Source organism: Winogradskyella sp. 4-2091 (assembly GCF_045765065.1).
Classification (GTDB): Bacteria; Bacteroidota; Bacteroidia; order Flavobacteriales; family Flavobacteriaceae; genus Winogradskyella.
Map to the genome: position 1 here is coordinate 229290 of NZ_JBJKOD010000002.1, position 19193 is coordinate 248482.

General features: G+C 32.4%; 18 protein-coding genes. 9 read left to right on the forward strand and 9 right to left on the reverse strand.

What is annotated here, in order from left to right:
• Positions 1-40: 40 nt before the first annotated feature.
• The gene (locus ACJBCC_RS03385) at positions 41-2878 is read right to left on the reverse strand and encodes a VPS10 domain-containing protein (RefSeq protein WP_407556402.1); all 2838 of its coding nucleotides are present in this window, start codon (positions 2876-2878) and stop codon (positions 41-43) included.
• A 216-nt stretch (positions 2879-3094) separates the two neighbouring features.
• Between ACJBCC_RS03385 and ACJBCC_RS03390 the strand changes: the two genes are divergently transcribed.
• Positions 3095-4387 (forward strand): aminopeptidase P family protein, encoded by a 1293-nt coding sequence (locus ACJBCC_RS03390; RefSeq protein WP_299098382.1) that lies wholly within the window; start codon positions 3095-3097, stop codon positions 4385-4387.
• A 52-nt stretch (positions 4388-4439) separates the two neighbouring features.
• Here ACJBCC_RS03390 and ACJBCC_RS03395 read toward each other — a convergent pair whose 3' ends face one another.
• The 3 genes from ACJBCC_RS03395 to ACJBCC_RS03405 form a co-directional block, all read right to left on the reverse strand.
• Positions 4440-5768, reverse strand: coding sequence for an aspartate kinase (locus ACJBCC_RS03395; RefSeq protein ID WP_299098381.1), 1329 nt, complete (start codon positions 5766-5768; stop codon positions 4440-4442).
• A gap of 106 nt (positions 5769-5874) precedes the next feature.
• Entirely contained in the window at positions 5875-7182 is a 1308-nt protein-coding gene (brnQ, locus tag ACJBCC_RS03400; RefSeq protein ID WP_407556403.1) for a branched-chain amino acid transport system II carrier protein, read from the reverse strand.
• A complete protein-coding gene (locus ACJBCC_RS03405) occupies positions 7182-8735 on the reverse strand; it encodes a serine hydrolase (protein WP_407556404.1) in 1554 nt (517 codons plus the stop codon). The genes brnQ and ACJBCC_RS03405 overlap by 1 nt, the downstream gene beginning before the upstream one ends.
• Positions 8736-8830: 95 nt before the next feature.
• Between ACJBCC_RS03405 and ACJBCC_RS03410 the strand changes: the two genes are divergently transcribed.
• Both ACJBCC_RS03410 and ACJBCC_RS03415 read left to right on the forward strand, forming a co-directional pair.
• A complete protein-coding gene (locus ACJBCC_RS03410) occupies positions 8831-9607 on the forward strand; it encodes an alpha/beta fold hydrolase (protein WP_407556405.1) in 777 nt (258 codons plus the stop codon).
• Between the two features lie 77 nt (positions 9608-9684).
• The gene (locus ACJBCC_RS03415) at positions 9685-9927 is read left to right on the forward strand and encodes a hypothetical protein (RefSeq protein ID WP_299098377.1); all 243 of its coding nucleotides are present in this window, start codon (positions 9685-9687) and stop codon (positions 9925-9927) included.
• Between the two features lie 294 nt (positions 9928-10221).
• Here the strand turns inward: ACJBCC_RS03415 and thiL are convergent, their stop codons facing one another.
• Entirely contained in the window at positions 10222-11274 is a 1053-nt protein-coding gene (gene thiL / locus ACJBCC_RS03420; RefSeq protein ID WP_407556406.1) for a thiamine-phosphate kinase, read from the reverse strand.
• Between the two features lie 277 nt (positions 11275-11551).
• Between thiL and ACJBCC_RS03425 the strand changes: the two genes are divergently transcribed.
• The 6 genes from ACJBCC_RS03425 to sufD all read left to right on the forward strand — a co-directional run bounded on the left by ACJBCC_RS03425 (position 11552) and on the right by sufD (position 16434).
• Positions 11552-11791, forward strand: a complete 240-nt coding sequence (locus ACJBCC_RS03425; protein ID WP_299098375.1) for a hypothetical protein — start codon at positions 11552-11554, stop codon at positions 11789-11791.
• A gap of 168 nt (positions 11792-11959) precedes the next feature.
• Positions 11960-12289, forward strand: coding sequence for an iron-sulfur cluster assembly accessory protein (locus ACJBCC_RS03430; protein ID WP_299098374.1), 330 nt, complete (start codon positions 11960-11962; stop codon positions 12287-12289).
• A 15-nt stretch (positions 12290-12304) separates the two neighbouring features.
• A complete protein-coding gene (sufB, locus tag ACJBCC_RS03435; protein WP_407556407.1) occupies positions 12305-13753 on the forward strand; it encodes a Fe-S cluster assembly protein SufB in 1449 nt (482 codons plus the stop codon).
• 40 nt (positions 13754-13793) lie between these two features.
• On the forward strand, positions 13794-14201 hold the full coding sequence (locus tag ACJBCC_RS03440; RefSeq protein WP_407556408.1) for a hypothetical protein: 408 nt from the start codon (positions 13794-13796) through the stop codon (positions 14199-14201).
• A 4-nt stretch (positions 14202-14205) separates the two neighbouring features.
• Positions 14206-14958, forward strand: a complete 753-nt coding sequence (gene sufC, locus ACJBCC_RS03445; protein ID WP_299098371.1) for a Fe-S cluster assembly ATPase SufC — start codon at positions 14206-14208, stop codon at positions 14956-14958.
• A gap of 162 nt (positions 14959-15120) precedes the next feature.
• The gene (gene sufD, locus ACJBCC_RS03450; protein WP_299098370.1) at positions 15121-16434 is read left to right on the forward strand and encodes a Fe-S cluster assembly protein SufD; all 1314 of its coding nucleotides are present in this window, start codon (positions 15121-15123) and stop codon (positions 16432-16434) included.
• Positions 16435-16506: 72 nt separating this feature from the next.
• Here sufD and ACJBCC_RS03455 read toward each other — a convergent pair whose 3' ends face one another.
• The 4 genes from ACJBCC_RS03455 to ACJBCC_RS03470 are packed head-to-tail and all read right to left on the reverse strand — an operon-like array spanning position 16507 to position 19109.
• A complete protein-coding gene (locus ACJBCC_RS03455; protein ID WP_407556409.1) occupies positions 16507-18168 on the reverse strand; it encodes a serine hydrolase domain-containing protein in 1662 nt (553 codons plus the stop codon).
• The gene (locus ACJBCC_RS03460) at positions 18162-18335 is read right to left on the reverse strand and encodes a hypothetical protein (protein WP_299098368.1); all 174 of its coding nucleotides are present in this window, start codon (positions 18333-18335) and stop codon (positions 18162-18164) included. Before ACJBCC_RS03460 ends, ACJBCC_RS03455 begins: the two co-directional genes overlap by 7 nt.
• Positions 18336-18345: 10 nt before the next feature.
• The gene (locus tag ACJBCC_RS03465; protein WP_299098367.1) at positions 18346-18774 is read right to left on the reverse strand and encodes a hypothetical protein; all 429 of its coding nucleotides are present in this window, start codon (positions 18772-18774) and stop codon (positions 18346-18348) included.
• 2 nt (positions 18775-18776) lie between these two features.
• A complete protein-coding gene (locus ACJBCC_RS03470; protein WP_299098366.1) occupies positions 18777-19109 on the reverse strand; it encodes a PadR family transcriptional regulator in 333 nt (110 codons plus the stop codon).
• Positions 19110-19193 lie beyond the last annotated feature (84 nt).

The window sequence follows — 19193 nt, forward strand, 5'->3', positions numbered from 1 at the left end:
ATTATTAATTTATTTAGAATGAATTTAATCTAGGACCAAATTATTTAATTTCTAATTTGGTTTTGGCATTATCTATCCTTATCTCATAAACACCTTTTGGTAGATAAATTTTCTTATTTCCTGTTTCTTTAAATTCAATATTTTTGTCTTCTTTCATTAAAGCTTTTTTTCCTTTTTCCGTAAGCTCTAAATTATAATCTAAGTAGTTAAAACCTTTGCCAATAGCTATTGATCTTGAACTTAATATAGTACCTTTTTCAGAGACAATTTTTAAAGTTTTTTGACCAGCAGTATGACTAAAAAACTTAATGGTAGTTTCTGGTATATAAGCTTCAGACCAAGGGCTCCAAGAACTTCCCCATCGACGAGAATATTTAATAGGCTCTATCTCCATAAATGAAATATTATTATCAGAATCTTCAATATTCATCGATTGAAGCGCTTCAATATTAGTTTTATAAATGCTTCTTCCGTGTGTTCCTATCAATAAATCTTTAGCTTCAGGTTGAATAACGATGTCATGCACAGCAACATTTGGAATACCATTTGAAAATGCTTCCCATAATTTTCCTTTGTTAAATGAAACATACGCACCATTATCGGTTCCTAAAAATAATAGATTCTCTTTTGAAGGGTCTTCTCTAATCACGTTGACTGGAGACGACGGAATATTACTGTTTATTGCTTTCCAAGTTTGTCCATAATCGTCACTGACATAAACATAAACTTTAAAGTCATCCCAACGATATCCATTTAAAGTGACATAAACACGTTCTTTTTTATGTTGAGATGCAACCACTCTACTAACCCATAAATTTTTTGGTAGGTTATTTGAAATTGTAGTCCAGCTTCCTCCTGCATCTTTGGTAACACTAACAACACCATCATCACTTCCTGTATAAACTAAGCCAAACTGAAATGGACTCTCACTAATAGTTGTTAAAGTACCATAAGCTACGTTTCCTTTTTTTCCTCCATTGGTTAAATCTTTACTTATAGCTTCAAAATCATCGCCTTTATTCATAGAACGCATCAATTTATTGCCTCCTAAATATAAAATGTCTTGATTATGTGGTGATAACAATATTGGTGTTTGCCAATTGAAGCGATAAGGCGTTTCTCCTAAGGTATGTTTAGGCTGAATATATTTACGCTTACCTGTTTCACGATTAATTCTAAAATAATTTCCAAATTGAAATCCTGTGTAAACAATATTTGCGTCTCTGCTATCTACTTGAATTTGCATGCCGTCGCCTCCCATTATTGATTCCCATGGATATTGACCACTTTGGTGCCAGCTTTTATCTTCTCTTGCATTATGTGCACCAACCCAAACACCATTATCTTGCAAACCACCATAAACATTATATGGTTTTTCATTATCTACATTAATAGCGTAAAATTGACCTACACTAGGCGAATTTAATTTCACCCAACTCTCACCATCATCATAACTCATGTTTAGTCCTCCATCATTTCCATTAATAAGATGACCTTGCATTTTAGGGTTTACCCAAAGTGCCTGATGATCTGCATGTACATTTTCGCGGCTAATGGATGTAAACGATTTACCAGCATCTTTAGATTTAAGAATAGGAACTCCCATTATATAAATGCCATTAGCATCTTGTGGATCTACTCTTATTTCTCCAAAATAATAACCGTAACTATAGTATAAACCATCTATATAATCATCGTGTGTTTTTTTCCAAGATTTTCCACCGTCTGTGCTTTTATAAACCTCAGCTCCAATAACTGGTGTATCAAAAAGTAAAGCATTTGCATCTTCTAAATAATGTGCTAAATCAATTGGCTTTACCGTCCCACTACTTACGAGTTGCTTAACGTTGGATGCTCTATATTTTTCTTGAAATCCATTGGTTTTTAAATAAGCATTTAGTTTTTTGTCTTCAAGCTTCATAAAAGCCTCAACACTCATGGTTTTAAAATCTTCTTTTGTTAATCCTGAAGATTTACTCTTTTTAGATTGAGCTTTTCTATGAAACTGACTATCGTGAATAGTATAAATAGTGTTTTCATCATAAACTGCAATTCCTATTCTACCAACACCTTCTCCTGTTGGGAATCCACTTTTTTTAATTGATACTTTTGTCCAAGTAGCTCCTGCATCTGTACTTTTATAAATTGCAGAGTTATTTCCATTTCCTGTAAAATTCCATGCCTTTCTATCTCTAGTCCAAGAGGAAGCAAACATTATATTAAAATTATCTGGCGCATGTTGTACATCAATAATACCGCTCATATTATCCACAAATAATGTTTTAGTCCAAGTTTTACCGCCATCTGTAGTTTTATAAATGCCACGCTCGTCGTTTGGCGAATACAAATGACCAGTCACTCCAATGACAACTTCATTAGGGCTTTTAGGATTTATAAGAATACGACCAATATGATGTGAATCTGGTAAACCAACATTCTGCCATGTTGCACCATTATCTGACGATTTTAAAATTCCAATACCAGCATAACTAGACCTTGAGCTGTTATTTTCGCCTGTACCAACCCAAATGGTTCTGTTTTTCCAATCTACTGCAATATCGCCAACATTTTGAGTATCTGAACTGTCTAAAATCGGCGTAAACGTTGTCCCATTATTAGTAGTATGCCAAACACCACCTGATGCATAACCAACATAAAATTCTGAAGGTTCATCCGGATTTACATCTACATCTACCACACGACCACTCATAACAGTTGGTCCTATATTTTTAAAAGGTACATTTTTGACTAAAGATGTTTCTTGCATTTTTTGCTTTTCAATTAAAGCATCTTTAATGGTTTCTGCAGAAGTAGCAGGTTGCTGAGAAAAAGTAAAAAAAGAACTTAAAAATAAGGCAAACGAGAGGAATTTGGACATAATTATTGTGGTTGGATTTTTAATGCTATGAAATTAAGCATTTCAAAACGAACCGTCATAAAAGACTCTTAAATTTTAACAGATTCTAGTCTTGGACTTTTGCTTGCATTTTTAGTTTCATTACCTTTGAGATTGAACTGAAATTAATAACCATACACATTTACAAAGAATTCATTTTTAATGAACACCTTGTGATTACCTATAAATTTTACAATCATGAAATACGATTTAATAGACTCAAAACTCTTCATAAAAAATCGCAAAAATTTTGCTTCGCAAATGAAGCCTAATAGCTTAGCTGTTTTTAATTCTAACGATATTTATCCCATTAGTGCAGACAGCACCATGCCTTTTGAGCAGCACAGAGATATTTTTTACTTAAGTGGTGTTGACCAAGAAGAAAGTGTTTTGGTGTTATTTCCAGATTGTCCAAATGAAGATTTTAAAGAAGTTTTATTTGTTAGAGAAACTAATGCGCATATCGCAGTTTGGGAAGGCGAAAAATTAACTAAGGAAGCTGCATTTAAAACTAGTGGAATTAAGACCGTTTTATGGCTTCAAGATTTAGAGAAAACAATCGCTGAACTTTCTACATATTGCGATACATTCTACATCAACACTAATGAGCATTACAGAGCTAATGTAGAAACTGAAACTAGAGAAGACCGTTTTACAAAATGGTTATTGGCTAAATATCCTGCGCATAGCGTTGCAAAAAGCAATCCTATTTTACAACGTTTACGTTCTGTAAAAGACCAGATTGAAATAGATTTAATGCAGCATGCCTGTAATATTACTGAAAAAGGATTCAGAAGAATTTTACCATTTGTAAAACCTGGTGTTTGGGAATATGAAATTGAAGCTGAATTATTACATGAGTTTGTTAGAAACCGCTCTAAAGGGTTTGCATATACGCCAATTATTGCAAGTGGAAACAACGCTAATGTTTTACATTATATTGAAAACAACCAAGAATGTAAAGCTGGCGATTTAATCTTATTTGATATTGCTGCAGAATATGCCAATTATAAAAGTGATTTATCGCGAACGATTCCAGTGTCAGGAAAATTTACAGACCGACAAAAAGCGGTTTACAATGCTGTAAATCATGTTAAAAAAGAGGCTACAAAATTATTAGTGCCTGGTACGCTCTGGAAAGCATACCACGTAGAAGTTGGTAAAATTATGACAGACCAACTATTAAACCTTGGCTTATTAGACAAAGCTGATGTGCAAAATGAGGATCCAAAATGGCCAGCGTATAAAAAATATTTCATGCACGGCACAAGTCATCATATCGGATTAGATACTCACGATTATGGTTTACTGCACGAACCTATTAAAGCCAATATGGTATTTACGGTAGAACCTGGAATTTATATTCCTGATGAAGGTTTTGGTATTCGTTTAGAAGATGATGTCGTTGTGCAAGAACAAGGCGAACCATTTAATTTAATGGGAAATATTCCTATTGAAGCTGAAGAAATTGAGGATTTGATGAATGCTTAATTCTAATTAATAACAAAAAAAAAAGCGCTTTTTAAAAAGCGCTTTTTTTTATTTATATCTCTACTGTAGTAGACTCAAAAACATAACGTTGTAGTTTCTGTAAGGTTTCTAATTTATCACTAGAGTTTACTAACAATGAAATATTGTTATTACTTCCACCATACGCAATCATTCGTACATTAACGTCTTGCAGTACTTGAAAAAGTTCTGGCGTATCAGGATGATATATAATATGATTACCTACCAAACAAACAATACTCATATAATCATCAACCTCAACGGTTGCAAACTTCTCTAGTTCTTCAGTTATAGCTTCTAAATGCGTTGTGTTATCAATGGTCAATGACACCGCAATTTCAGACGTTGTAATCATGTCGATAGACGTTTCGTACTTCTCAAAAATTTCAAATACTTTCTTTAAAAATCCGTGTGCCAATAACATACGTACTGACTTAATTTTTATTGCTGTAATTCCATCTTTTGCTGCAATAGCTTTTATGCCTTCGCCATGAATTTTATTTGTTATTAATGTTCCATGCGCATTTGGTGCCATTGTATTTTTTAATCGCAAAGGAATATCTAAATTACGAACAGGCATTACGGTTTGTGGATGTAAAATCTTGGCTCCAAAATAAGCCAACTCAGCAGCTTCATCATAAGACAAATGCGATAATGCTTTGGTATCATTTACAAAACGAGGGTCGTTGTTATGAAAACCATCAATATCTGTCCAAATTTGAACTTCTTCAGCTTCAATGGCCGCACCAATAATGGTTGCTGTGTAATCACTACCTCCTCGTTGTAAATTTGCAATATTTCCATCAACATCTAAACAAATAAAACCCTGTGTTATATAAACATCAGCGTCATTTTTATTTTGCATTAAACGTTCTAAATTCTGTTTGATGTAGAAATTATCAGGTTCATTTGCTCTATCAATTCTCATAAACTCTAAAGCAGGTAAAAGCGCAGCACTGACTCCATGTTGTTGCAATAACTTACTAAACATATAAGTTGAAAGCAACTCTCCATTAGCTAAGATTGAATTATGAAGTAATTCTGAATGCGATTGAGAAACATTATCTAATAATGACACAAAAATAGAATTGACATAATCAATAACATCTTTTTGCAAACCGTTATCTTGTATTAAGTTAGAAACGGTTTCTTTATAGGTTTCGTTTAATTCTATAATCTGTTTTTGGGCTAACTCAGTATTCCCTTCTTTTATTAAATCAGAAATTTCTACCAAAGCATTTGTTGTACCAGACATTGCAGACAGCACCACAATTTTTTTACCATTAGTACCAATGATTTCTTTTACATGGTTCATGTTTTCTACAGAACCAACAGAAGTACCTCCAAACTTATATACTAACATAACTTTTTAAATATTTAGAGAACAAATGTAGAGTTGACATTTGTAATAAACATAAAAATTAAAAAAATAGTTGCTTTTTACACAAATTGTTAATTATATAACAAAATTATCTTTTGAAATATTTACTATTCGGAATGAAAGAGATTCCAAAAAATGAAATTACAGCAGGTAAAACCCATCCTAAACTATAGTTTGCAAAAGGAATATAGCTGGTTATTGATTTTAATTCTTCTGATGGACTCATAAAACCTATCACATCTGGAATACTAAATAGAAGCGTCATTATAACTACAACTCTAAAGACCAAAGGTGTCGCCAATTTCTGAGGCAAAACGTTCAATAAAATTAAGACTATAGTGATAGGATAGATTAATAACAAAACTGGTACAGCCACAACAATTATAGAGTTAAAATCTAATTGACCAACACCAACACCCAAAACACATGCTAATATCGCAGTGATAACATACACCAACTTAGAGTCGTTAAGTAAACCTTTAAAATAATCTGCTGTACCTGCAACAATACCAATAGCTGTTGTAAAACATGCCAATGAGATAAGAATACTTAAAACAGTATTCCCAAATTTACCTAAAGACGAAATACTAATAGCTCGTAATAAGTTTGCGCGTTGCATATCATTACTCAACGCTCCATTTACCGTAATATCTGAACTATAATAAGCTCCAATTGCTATTAAACCTGCATATATAACAAACAGCCCTACACCTGCGATAATACCAGATTTTCTAATTAACGTACGTTTAGATGCATAGGCTTCAACAGCCATGTTATCAAAATTTAAAGACACAATGATAACTGCTCCAACAACGACTGCTCCAATAGCATCAAAAGTTTGGTATCCTTCTAATATTCCGGTAACAATTGGTGTTTCAAATTGTGAAGTTCCTGTATTAAATTCTGAAGAAAATAAAGCTATACCAATAACAGCCAATAACATGATGACGATAAATGGCGTTAGAAATTTTCCGATGAGATTTAATATTTTTGAACGATTAAGCACAAATACTAATACTAAGGAAAAATAGATGGCACTAGTTAATAATGGACTCGTACCAAAAGCTGGAAAAACCGCAATCTCATGAGTGGCAGCTGCTGTTCTTGGCGAAGGAATGGCCACAGCAATCACATAAATTAGAATACAATAGATTAAACTAAATGTAGGCGATACTTTTTTACCAAAATCAAATAATGTTCCTTGAAGTTTAGCGTGAGCAAGAATTCCTAAAATTGGAATCACTACTGCTGTTATCATAAAACCAATAGTAACCCAAAACCAATTTTCGCCAGCTTTGTAACCCAATAAAGGTGGAATTAATAAATTACCAGCTCCAAAAAACAAGGAGAACAATGCAAAACTAGTAACTAATAATTCTTTGCGTTTTATATCCACTATTTTGTCTTCTTGAGTTTTAAATCTTCAAAATCGAAACTAAAATCTGTTATTGGTGCAATGTATTTCATAGTTGCTGAAACAGCTTCTTCGTTCTCATTGAATGTAAAATTCACATATACATCTGCATCGTAACTTCTATCATTCCATTTTGCAACAAAAGTTGTTGCATTTAATGGTAATAATTCTCCAAACAATCTTGAGGAACGTTTACTCTTTATAGCATATCCTTTTTTTGCTTGATGTGAAATTATAACATCTCCAAACCAATCATCTGTATACGTACCAACTATATGTTCTGGTTTTGGTAGGGTTTTAAGTTTTTGGGCTTTATATATTTTAGTGTAAACATCAGCTTTTAAACTATCGTTATATTTTATATAATCAGCATTTCGTTTTCCGTATTTCTCTAACCAATTTCGGTTTTCATAACCCAAATAGGCATCCTTGATAGTATTGGTAATGGTATTAAAAGCAGAACCATTCATTTGGTTGGTTAATACTACAATCCCTAAATCTAAATCTGGAATCATAGTAAACTGAGTTACCGTACCCAATAAACCACCTGTGTGATATACTTGTTTGTGTCCGCCTTTTACATCAGTTAAAAACCAACCGAGTCCATAACCTTTAAAATTAGAATTATAAGAATCATTAGGATACACATTTAAAGGTGTTTGTAATTGCCACAGTTGATGAAATTGTTCTTTGCTTAGCAAACGTTCTCCAGTATTGGTTACTGCATCATTCATTAAAAAAGCTGCCCAAGTTAACATATCTGGAACGTTACTTACAATACCACCTGCGGGATTTGCAGTTTCACTCCAATCATGCGGAATTTGCACAACCTTACCTTCAGCCATAGTGTGTGCATCAATAATATTAGATTTATCTGTAACACGATTATAAGAGGCCTTACTATTAATCATTCCAACCGGTTTCATAATTTTAGTCTCTATAAATTCTTCCCAAGACAAACCACTTACACGTTTTAATACTTCGCCAGCGATGATAAACATGTTGTTATTGTAGGCAAATTTGCTTCTAAATGAAGTTTCAGGTTCTAAGTATTTAACGTTATTGATGACATCATTAACACCAAAATCACTGCCTTCCGGAAAAAACATTAAATCGCCAGCACCTAATCCCATGCCACTTCTGTGAGTTACTAAATCTCTAACCGTAAAATTTTCCGTAACCCAAGCATCGTGCAATTGAAATTCTGGTATATGTTTTCTTACCTTATCATCCCAATTTAATTTCCCTTCATCAATTAACATTGCTAAAGCAAAGCACGTAAAACCCTTACTATTAGAAGCTACACCAACTAAGGTTTCATCATTCATACCCTTTTTATTGGTTAATGAACGCACACCATGTCCTTTAGAATACACAACCTTTCCATCTTTATAAATACCAACAGAAATTCCTGGAACGTCAAACGTTGTTAAGGTTTCTTGAACGAGTTTATCTAAGTGCGCTTCTTCAATTTGAGCGTTTAATAGATATGCAGAAATAAAAAATATGGTTAAAAAAAGACGTTTTAAAATCATCGAATTCAATTTTCAGGTTTGATTATTTTCAAAGATACTAAAATGTTATAAGGGAATTTAGAAGAGAAAACAATTGCAAAAATTATCTTTGCCATATGACACTTAGCTACAAGAATAGTAATATTAATTACACCATTACAGGTATAGGTAAAACCATTGTTCTACTTCACGGTTTTTTAGAAACTTTAGAAATGTGGAATGATTTTATTCCTCAATTATCAAGTACCAATCAAGTAGTAAGCATTGATTTACTTGGTCACGGCAAAAGTGATTGCTTAGGTTATGTGCACACAATGCAAGATATGGCCGAAGTGGTAATTGCAATTTTAGACCACAACAACATGAATAAAGCAAAAGTTATTGGTCACTCAATGGGTGGCTATGTGGCATTAGCAATAGCAAAACTTAAACCAAATCTGTTAGATGGTTTGTGTTTAATGAATTCTACCTTTGAAGCCGATGATGCTGAAAAAAAAGCACTCAGAACTAGAGCCAATCAAATGGTAAAAACAAATTTTAATAACTTGGTAAGTATGTCTTTTGCGAATTTATTTTCAATTGAAAGCAAAATGAAATACAAGACTGAATACAATAATGCCTTAAAAATAGCATTGAAAACACCTGTTCAAGGTTACATTGCTGCTTCAGAAGGCATGAAACTTAGACCAGACTATTTTGAGGTCTTTAAAAGTTTAAAATCGAAAAAAATAATAATCATTGGGAAGAAAGATCCCTTGATAAATGGAGAAAGAATAAAATCTCAAATTGAAAATACGGATATCATTTACCACGAACTTTCTGAAGGGCATATGAGTCATATTGAAAATAAATCAGAATTATCTTACTTATTGATGCGTTTTGTCGAAAAATAAACCCTTTTAACGTTTTGTTTTTGCTTTTTTCCATAAGTTTACATTCCTCTTAACAAATAATTTGTAAACAATTTATTATGAAACTTACAAAAGTATATTGCGATTTATTTGGTCATAATTATAAATTAACCAAAAAAGTAACTCATCATGTAAAAGAGTACACATGTAGCTGTTGTAAAAAACAATTAACCACAAGTAGTACAGGGAAACTTACGGAGTTAACAGAAAAACGTCAAGAAATCAATCTAGCATTAGAACGTATTTATAATAACAGAACAGTACGTTTACAGCAAAAACTAATCAGTTCGTCGATTTATTAAGTGTTGATAACTTATTAGCAACTTAAATTCATATATTTCTACACCCTCAATTATATTAATCCCTCTATAATTAAGAATTAATGAAACACGTTTATTGCTCATTATTTGGTCACGACTATAAAGTCTCCAAAAATGTTACTTATCATGTAAAAGAGTATAAGTGTAAAAACTGCAAATCTGAAATGACTATCGATGGTGATGGGCATTTTATTCCACTAACACCAAAATTCAAAGAAATCAATGCTGTTTTGCACAGGGTGCATAACAAACGTTTAGAAAAGGGTCGTAAACTTTTTATGATTGATCTTTAAGTGCATTCCAACCTTTTGCTATTATAGGAATCTTTTCATCTGCTCTCGTTACGAGATGCATACCTCTATCTTCTTCTGTTATATAACCAATAACGGTTAAATTAGGATTGCCTTTTATTTTAGGAAAATCTTCTTGAGCCACTGTCATTAACAATTCATAATCTTCTCCTCCATTTAAAGCAATCGTAGTGCTATCAACATTAAATTCCTCGCATGTAGAGATTACTTGAGGATCTAAAGGAATTTTGTTCTCATAAACATCAGCTCCAACTTTACTTTGTTTACATAAATGTAAAATTTCAGAAGATATTCCGTCACTAACATCAATCATACTTGTTGGCTTTACCTTCAGTTCTTTCAATAATTCCACAATATCTTTTCGAGCCTCAGGTTTTAATTGACGTTCTATAATGTAAGTATACATTGATAAATCTGGCTGATTATTCGGGTTAACCTTAAAAACTTCTTTTTCACGTTCTAAAACTTGTAATCCCATGAAAGCACCTCCTAAATCACCAGTAACCACCAATAAATCGTTAGGTTTAGCTGTGGATCTTAAAACCTCATTTCCTTTTTCAACTTTACCAATTGCTGTTACGGAAATTATTAATCCAGAAGTTGAAGATGTTGTGTCTCCACCTATTACATCAACATTATATATTTTTGCAGCAGTAGTAATACCTGCATATAATTCTTCTAACGCTTCTAAAGAAAAGCGATTAGAAACCGCAATTGATACCGTAATTTGAGTAGCCATGGCATTCATAGCATAAACATCAGATAGATTAACGACGACGGCTTTATAACCAAGATGCTTTAATGGTGCGTAGCTTAAATCGAAATGCACACCTTCCACTAATAAATCGGTTGATACAACAATTTGACTCTTACCAAAATTTAAAACTGCAGCATCATCACCAATTCCTTTAATAGTAGATTTTTGCGTAATTTTAAAATGATCTGTTAAATGCTCTATAAGTTTAAATTCACCTAATTCACTCAAAGGTGTTCGCTGTGGGTTTTTATCTTCAATCATATTGCAAAAATATTATGCTTTTTTTTAATAGTATGTATTAATAACATTATTTATAACTATTTCTCCGATTTTGTAGTGAACCACCTCAATTCCTTATAACTATGTACTAAAAATAGCCAATTGCTCATTATAAATAAACCTAAAATTATCCTTCAAAATTGACTAAAACACTCAAAAATCACAAATCACAATGCATTTCATCGAAAATTTAAGCATTTTAACTCTTTTTAATATTGATTTTATAAATTGGTCATCCCAAGTTTAGATAATTAATAGAATGAAACCTACATCAACAGAGTTATTACCCTGTGCCATCTTTGGGCATAATTATGTGAGATCTAAAACCAATATAGATTATTCATTAGAACTCACTTGCACGCATTGCGATGCTGTGGTTAATACGGATTCTCATGGAAATTTTGAAAATAATACAGTTCACAATTCACAGTTAAAAAACACGCTCCAAGAGCTATATAGACTTACAAAACGGTTTAATAAACTCAAAGCAACTTCTTAGCTAAATTTTATTCGCACAACTTCAATAGACAAATCTTATCAAATCATATACTAATATAATGTTAGTGCCTATGGTTTAACCTTTGTTATATCGTATATTTGCACTCAATTTAAACCAATTTATTTTAGAACAAAGTAAACTGGTATCAGAACAAATTTATTAAACGATATGATTAAAGTCTCAGATCACGCTAAAAAGAAAGTCATAGAGCTTATGACAGATGACGGCTTCAACCCAAATACAGACTACGTTAGAGTAGGCGTAAAAAGCGGTGGATGTTCTGGCTTGTCTTATGATTTAAAATTTGACAAATCACAAGCAGAAGAGGACAAGGTTTTTGAAGATAACGACGTGAAAATTATTGTAGATAAAAAGAGTTTTTTATACCTCATTGGTACAACTTTAGAATATTCAGGTGGATTAAACGGAACTGGTTTCGTTTTTAATAACCCTAATGCCAACCGAACTTGTGGATGCGGTGAATCTTTTTCACTTTAAAATTAAAACGAAGACATGTCAAAATATACAGAAGACGACTTAAGGGAAGAGCTAAAAACCAAAGAATACGAATACGGTTTTTACACAGATATTGAATCTGAAACATTTCCTGTTGGGCTTAATGAAGAAATTGTAATTGCTATTTCTAAGAAGAAAGAAGAACCAGAATGGATGACCCAATGGCGACTTGAAGCATTTAAAGTTTGGAAAGAAATGGAAGAGCCAGAGTGGGCTAACGTTCGCTATCAGAAACCAGATTTTCAAGGGATATCTTATTATTCTGCACCAAACAGTAAACCAAAGTACGATAGTATTGACGAAGTAGATCCAGAATTATTAGCCACTTTTGAAAAACTTGGTATTTCCCTAGATGAGCAAAAGAAATTAGCTGGTGTTGCTATGGATGTCGTTGTAGATTCAGTTTCTGTAGCTACAACTTTTAAAAAGACTTTAGGCGAAAAAGGCATTATTTTTATGAGTATTTCTGAAGCCATTAAAGAACATCCAGAATTGGTAAGAAAACATCTAGGAACAGTAGTTCCACAAAAAGATAACTTTTACGCAGCTTTAAATTCTGCTGTATTTAGTGATGGTAGTTTCTGTTATATCCCAAAAGGTGTACGTTGCCCAATGGAATTGTCAACGTACTTTAGAATTAACCAAGCAGGTACAGGACAGTTTGAAAGAACACTTGTTATTGCTGATGAAGGCAGCTATGTATCTTATTTAGAAGGCTGTACAGCACCAAGTAGAGACGAAAATCAATTACACGCAGCTGTTGTAGAGTTGATAGCATTAGATGATGCCGAAATAAAATATTCTACTGTACAAAACTGGTTTCCAGGAACTGCTGAAGGAAAAGGTGGTGTATTTAACTTTGTTACTAAAAGAGGACTTTGTGAGAAAAATGCAAAAATCTCATGGACACAAGTTGAAACAGGTTCTGCAGTAACATGGAAATACCCTTCTTGTGTTTTAAAAGGTGATAATTCAGTAGGCGAATTTTATTCTATCGCTGTAACAAATAATTATCAGCAAGCCGACACTGGTACTAAAATGATTCACTTAGGTAAAAACACAAAATCAACAATTATATCTAAAGGAATTTCTGCTGGTAAGTCACAAAACTCTTATCGTGGATTGGTTCAAATTAATTCTAGAGCTGAAAATGCTCGTAATTTTTCGCAATGCGATAGTTTGTTAATGGGTAACGAATGTGGTGCACATACCTTCCCATATATTGAAGCGAAAAATAAAAGTGCCATGATTGAGCACGAAGCAACTACAAGTAAAATTGGTGAAGACCAAATATTTTATTGTAATCAAAGAGGTATCGATACTGAAAAAGCAATTGCGTTAATCGTTAATGGATTTAGTAAAGAAGTCCTAAATAAATTACCGATGGAGTTTGCTGTAGAAGCTCAAAAATTATTAGAAATAAGTCTAGAAGGTTCTGTTGGATAGTAACAATGGACATTAGCCTTCGCAGGAATGACAACATATTATGAAAAAAGTACATTTAATTATCATTTTAGCTTTAGTGATGTTCTCTTGTAAGAACGAACCTAAGCAAGACATTGACCTCGAAGAAAACCGAGCAAAATCGTATGACGAAAATGATGGTTTTATAACCATGAAAGGAGACTACGTTTATTTTGAAGACGCAGCAGTTTTACAAACGGCTAGTGAAATTTATGGTGTTGTCATTGATGATAACTTACAACTTTTAGAAAAGGAAGTTAAGCCTCTAAAGAAAGAATCTACAGATATGGTTTCTGTAACTGTTAGAGTAAGAAAATTTAAAAAACCAGAAGGCGAAGAGGGTTGGCCTTTTAGAGTTGAAATAAAAGAAATATTAAAGGTGGAAACACTAGACCCAGATTCAAAAGACGTTATAAAATTAGCAAAATAAGATTATGTTAAAGATCAATAACTTGCACGCAAGTATAGAAGACAAAGCCATATTAAAAGGTATTAATCTAGAAGTAAAAGCAGGAGAAGTTCATGCTATCATGGGACCAAACGGTTCAGGTAAAAGTACTTTAGCTTCCGTAATTGCTGGTAAAGAAGAATACGAAGTTACAGAAGGAAATATCTTATTAGAAGATGAAGATATTGAAGAATTAGCTGCTGAAGAACGTGCTCACAAAGGTGTGTTTTTATCATTTCAATATCCTGTAGAAATCCCTGGAGTTAGCGTCACTAACTTTATGAAAACTGCAATCAACGAAACACGTAAGGCTAAAGGTTTAGAAGATATGCCTGCCAAGGACATGTTGAAAATGATTAGAGACAAATCTGAGCTTTTAGAAATTGATCGTAAGTTTTTATCACGTTCTCTAAACGAAGGATTCTCTGGTGGAGAAAAGAAACGTAACGAGATTTTTCAAATGGCCATGTTAGAGCCAAAATTAGCCATCTTAGATGAAACGGATTCTGGTTTAGACATTGATGCACTTCGTATTGTAGCCAATGGTGTCAATAAATTAAAATCTAAAGACAACGCTGTTATTGTAATTACCCACTACCAACGTTTATTAGACCATATTGTACCAGATTTTGTTCATGTTTTATACAACGGAAAGATTGTAAAATCTGGAGGAAAAGAATTAGCACACGAGTTAGAAGCTAAAGGTTACGATTGGATTAAAGAAGAAGTTAACGCATAGCGCTCTGCGCTAGTTGCAGTATTCAGTCTCAGTTTGTAAGTGCTAACTCAGAACTGATTACTCAATCTTTTTGTAACTTCTTTAAATAATAACATAGGACACAGATTACGATCCCAGTTTATACAACTAAAACTGCGACTGAAACCTGAAAACTGAACAAGAATGAGTTTAAAAGAAAAATTAGTATCGTCATTTATGGCATTTGAAGACACAGTAGATGTGCACTCTTCCATACATGATATTCGTACTGAAGCCATAAAGACGTTTGAAGTAGAAGGATTTCCAACTAAGAAATTAGAAGATTGGAAATACACATCCTTAAATTCTGTTTTAAAACAAGATTACAGCGTATTCCCTAAAAATGAAAATGCGTTAGAATTTAAAGATATCAAGAAGTATTTTATTCATGAAATCGATTCATATAAAATCATCTTTATAGATGGTAAGTACTCTTCGCATTTATCACAAACCACGCATGATGGTTTAGACGTTTGCTTAATGTCTGCTGCGCTTACAAAACCAAAATACAAAGTAATTATTGATAATTACTTCAATAAAATTGCTAGTAAAGATGGTTTATCTTCTTTAAATACGGCATTTTCACAAGAAGGTGCATATATCAATATCCCAAAGCATAAAGTTGTAGATAAACCAATTCAAATTATTCATTTTTCAACAGGAAATGAGGCTGCAGTAATGTTACAACCACGTAACTTAATTATAGTTAACGAGAATGCACATGTTCAGATTATAGAGCGTCATCAGAGTTTAACAGACAATCCTGTTTTAACGAATTCTGTAACTGAAATCTTTACTAATAAACGTGCTATTGTAGATTATTACAAAATTCAGAATGATAAGCAAAGTGCGTCCTTAATTGATAACACTTACGTAAATCAGAAACAAGAGAGTTTAGCCAAAGTGCATACCTTTTCTTTTGGTGGTAAATTAACGAGAAACAATCTTAACTTTTATCAAAATGGAGAACGTATAGATTCTACCATGAAAGGGATTACCATTATTGGAGATAAGCAACACGTAGACCATAACACATTAGTACACCATATAGAACCAAATTGCGAAAGCCACCAAGATTACAAAGGTATTTTTGATGACAACGCAACAGGTGTATTTAACGGAAAAGTGGTTGTTGAAAAATTAGCACAGAAAACCAATGCGTTTCAAGCTAATAACAACATTTTAATGAGTGATAAAGCAAGTATCAACACGAAACCACAGCTTGAAATTTTTGCAGATGATGTAAAATGTTCTCACGGCTGTACTATTGGTCAGTTAGATGAAAGTGCTATGTTTTATTTACGTTCTAGAGGAATTCCAGAAAAGGAAGCACGCGCTTTATTGATGTTTGCATTTAGCAACAACGTTATGGATTCGGTTAAAATACCAGAACTTAAAAATAGAATTACCTCTATAATCGCTAAGAAATTAGGCGTTAACCTTGGGTTTGATTTGTAAATAGTTTAGAAAAAAACTGTCTGGTTCTGGAAACCTTACAGGTCCAAATATTATATAAAAAAGGATTGCTATTTAGCGATCCTTTTCTTTTTTAAATACTATCTCCTTCACAGTGCCATCACAAGATAAAAACATACCTGTAACTTTGTCATTTTCATCTTTTAGAAAATGATAAAGTGTTCTGTCATTATTTCCAAAGTCATTTAACTGAACAGCATGCAAACTAATATTTCCATTTCCTTTATAAGTTAATTTCAGTGTTTCATCTTCAATGAATAAATGATAGATTACATCTAACTCTTCAGAATAAAATTTACCTGTAAAATGAGAAATATCAACCGATTCAGCATCTATAAATTTAGCGTGTTCAAAATAAAATGGCGTTCCACCAAATGAAATAATCATATCGTGAGATGCACTAGGTGTGAAATCAAATTTCACATTCTGGCTTTGTGCTCTGTGAAATTTATTTTCGTCATACTGCACAAGAGCAGTAGACGTTCTACCCATAGAACCTATAGATTTTAAAGAATCCTTTTCTACAAAAATTTTCATAGTCATATCACTGTTGATTTCTTTGTATTCGCCAATAAATTCTTTAAACTTTTGTGCTTTGAATACCATTTCCTCTTCCTCTTCCGTTTCATTTTTAATCCTTTCGTCATTTTCTATCAAAATATCTAAAATTTGATACGCTATTCTTGGTGCATCTATCTCTTGTGAATTTGTTAGAACTATTATTCCTATTTGCTTTTCTAGAACTGTAATTAATTGTGAACGTCCACCAAAACCAAATCCATTGTGATTTAAAGTTTCATAACCTTTATAATTATCTAACATTAATCCACGAGCATATTTCGCCTTCTTTCCTGAAATTAGAGTTTCAGGCGTTTTTAAAAATTCTGCTAAAGGTTTAAATTCTAAAATCTGGGTATTTAGCATTTGCATCCAAATAGCCATGTCATTTACTGAGGAACCCATGCTTCCTGCACCATAACTCAATTGATCATTAGTATTAAACTTGTAGCCAACTTGATTTCTTTTATATCCAACAGCTTTATTTTTTATTGGTTTTCCATGTTCAACTCTTACAAAAGTTGAATTCATTTTTAATGGATTCAATATTTTATGTTTCAAATATTCATTCAGGTTTTGCCCTGAAATACGCTCAATAATTATGGCTAACAAATTATAATTGGTATTAGAATAACTTACTTTTTCGCCAACTAAATGGTTTAAATTTTTCTGTTTAATGGCTAAATCTAAAACCGAATTGTTATCATAATATTGAGTATCGTAATCAAAACCAGCTAAGTACATTAACGTATGATAATTACGAATGCCACTCGTGTGGTTCAGTAAATGTTTTATCCTAATGGTTTCTTCGTACTCTGGAAATTCAGGCAAATACATTCTAATATCATCATCTAAATTGATTTTACCATCATTTGCCAAAGCCCAAATAGCCGAAGCTGTGAATTGTTTTGCTATGGATGCTAAACTAAAAACTGTAGAATCTGAATTCTTAATGTTATAATCTAAATTTGAAAGCCCAAAGCCTTTAGAATAGATAGATTGCCCTTGATTAATCACCTTTATGCTCAATCCTGGCTTATCATTAGAAACATAAGATGCTAATAATTCATCAATTTTTTGATTTGCATTTGTTTGCGCTATCGAACATAAAAAGACAAATAGACAAACGAACAAACAAGTCTTTCTTATGTTTAACATTGCTTATATTTTTGATAAAAATAAGTAGGAATCAATCCGAAATTAAGAAATAGAAAGCCAATAAAAACAATGATACCTCTATATGGCCAAGTCAAAAACTCGAACATAGCACCAATACCGAGAATAAAAAAAGTAATAAATCCGAGGATGTAGAATGATTTTTTCATGATAAATGATTTATGAATATTTATGAATAGATTTTTTATAAGCTGCATAAAAATGAGCAGGAAGTATCACAAGTACTGAAACTATAATTGCACCAAGTAGATAAGCATTTGCATAAGGCCAGTCCATAATTTGAAAAACTAAGCTGACTACCAATAATAGGATGACTAAAAATCCAACAGAGAATTTCACCTTATTTACAGTAATGATTTCTTTAGCTAATTTTTGATGATTAGTTTCCAATTGTAAATTCTGAAAACTAGTGTAACCACCAAATTTCTGTAAGGCTTGCTGATACAGTTTATTGAAATCATCGGAATCTTGATTTTCTATAAATGTGCAGATATGGTCTAGTAAATCATCCCTTAATTCAATGTTTTTCACACCGTATAAAGACAAACTGTTCTCAATAAACGCGATATGCTTTTCTGATAATTCCATGATTATATCGGTTTTGGATTAAAAATTAAATTTAAGGTTTCAATAAAATCATTGATTTCTTCAGTTACAGTCTCTACCATCTTCTTCCCTTCTTTAGTTACTTTATAATATTTCCTAACACGCTTACCGATAAAAATTTTTTCCGTTTCTAAGACCTTTTTCGCTTCAAGCTTATGTAAAATCGGATACAAAGCACCTTCTGAAATATCTATTTTCCCTGAAGTCATCATTTTCACTTCTTGTGTAATCTCGTAACCATACATTCTACCCTTTTCATTTATAAGCTTTAAAATGATCGGTTGCAATGTTCCTTTTGTTAATTCTTTACTATACATATCACAAATATACATTTTATAAAAATGTATCCTAATAAAATGTATGTTAAAAAGTTTAATGAATACTTATAAGTTTTTCTTTAA

Coding starts and splice junctions, on each gene's coding strand:
- ACJBCC_RS03385 (WP_407556402.1), bottom strand. CDS start 2,878: ATGTCCAAATTCCTCTCGTTTGCCTTATTTTTAAGTTCTTTTTTTACT.
- ACJBCC_RS03390 (WP_299098382.1), top strand. CDS start 3,095: ATGAAATACGATTTAATAGACTCAAAACTCTTCATAAAAAATCGCAAA.
- ACJBCC_RS03395 (WP_299098381.1), bottom strand. CDS start 5,768: ATGTTAGTATATAAGTTTGGAGGTACTTCTGTTGGTTCTGTAGAAAAC.
- ACJBCC_RS03405 (WP_407556404.1), bottom strand. CDS start 8,735: ATGATTTTAAAACGTCTTTTTTTAACCATATTTTTTATTTCTGCATAT.
- ACJBCC_RS03410 (WP_407556405.1), top strand. CDS start 8,831: ATGACACTTAGCTACAAGAATAGTAATATTAATTACACCATTACAGGT.
- ACJBCC_RS03415 (WP_299098377.1), top strand. CDS start 9,685: ATGAAACTTACAAAAGTATATTGCGATTTATTTGGTCATAATTATAAA.
- thiL (WP_407556406.1), bottom strand. CDS start 11,274: ATGATTGAAGATAAAAACCCACAGCGAACACCTTTGAGTGAATTAGGT.
- ACJBCC_RS03425 (WP_299098375.1), top strand. CDS start 11,552: ATGAAACCTACATCAACAGAGTTATTACCCTGTGCCATCTTTGGGCAT.
- ACJBCC_RS03430 (WP_299098374.1), top strand. CDS start 11,960: ATGATTAAAGTCTCAGATCACGCTAAAAAGAAAGTCATAGAGCTTATG.
- sufB (WP_407556407.1), top strand. CDS start 12,305: ATGTCAAAATATACAGAAGACGACTTAAGGGAAGAGCTAAAAACCAAA.
- ACJBCC_RS03440 (WP_407556408.1), top strand. CDS start 13,794: ATGAAAAAAGTACATTTAATTATCATTTTAGCTTTAGTGATGTTCTCT.
- sufC (WP_299098371.1), top strand. CDS start 14,206: ATGTTAAAGATCAATAACTTGCACGCAAGTATAGAAGACAAAGCCATA.
- sufD (WP_299098370.1), top strand. CDS start 15,121: ATGAGTTTAAAAGAAAAATTAGTATCGTCATTTATGGCATTTGAAGAC.
- ACJBCC_RS03455 (WP_407556409.1), bottom strand. CDS start 18,168: ATGTTAAACATAAGAAAGACTTGTTTGTTCGTTTGTCTATTTGTCTTT.
- ACJBCC_RS03460 (WP_299098368.1), bottom strand. CDS start 18,335: ATGAAAAAATCATTCTACATCCTCGGATTTATTACTTTTTTTATTCTC.
- ACJBCC_RS03465 (WP_299098367.1), bottom strand. CDS start 18,774: ATGGAATTATCAGAAAAGCATATCGCGTTTATTGAGAACAGTTTGTCT.
- ACJBCC_RS03470 (WP_299098366.1), bottom strand. CDS start 19,109: ATGTATAGTAAAGAATTAACAAAAGGAACATTGCAACCGATCATTTTA.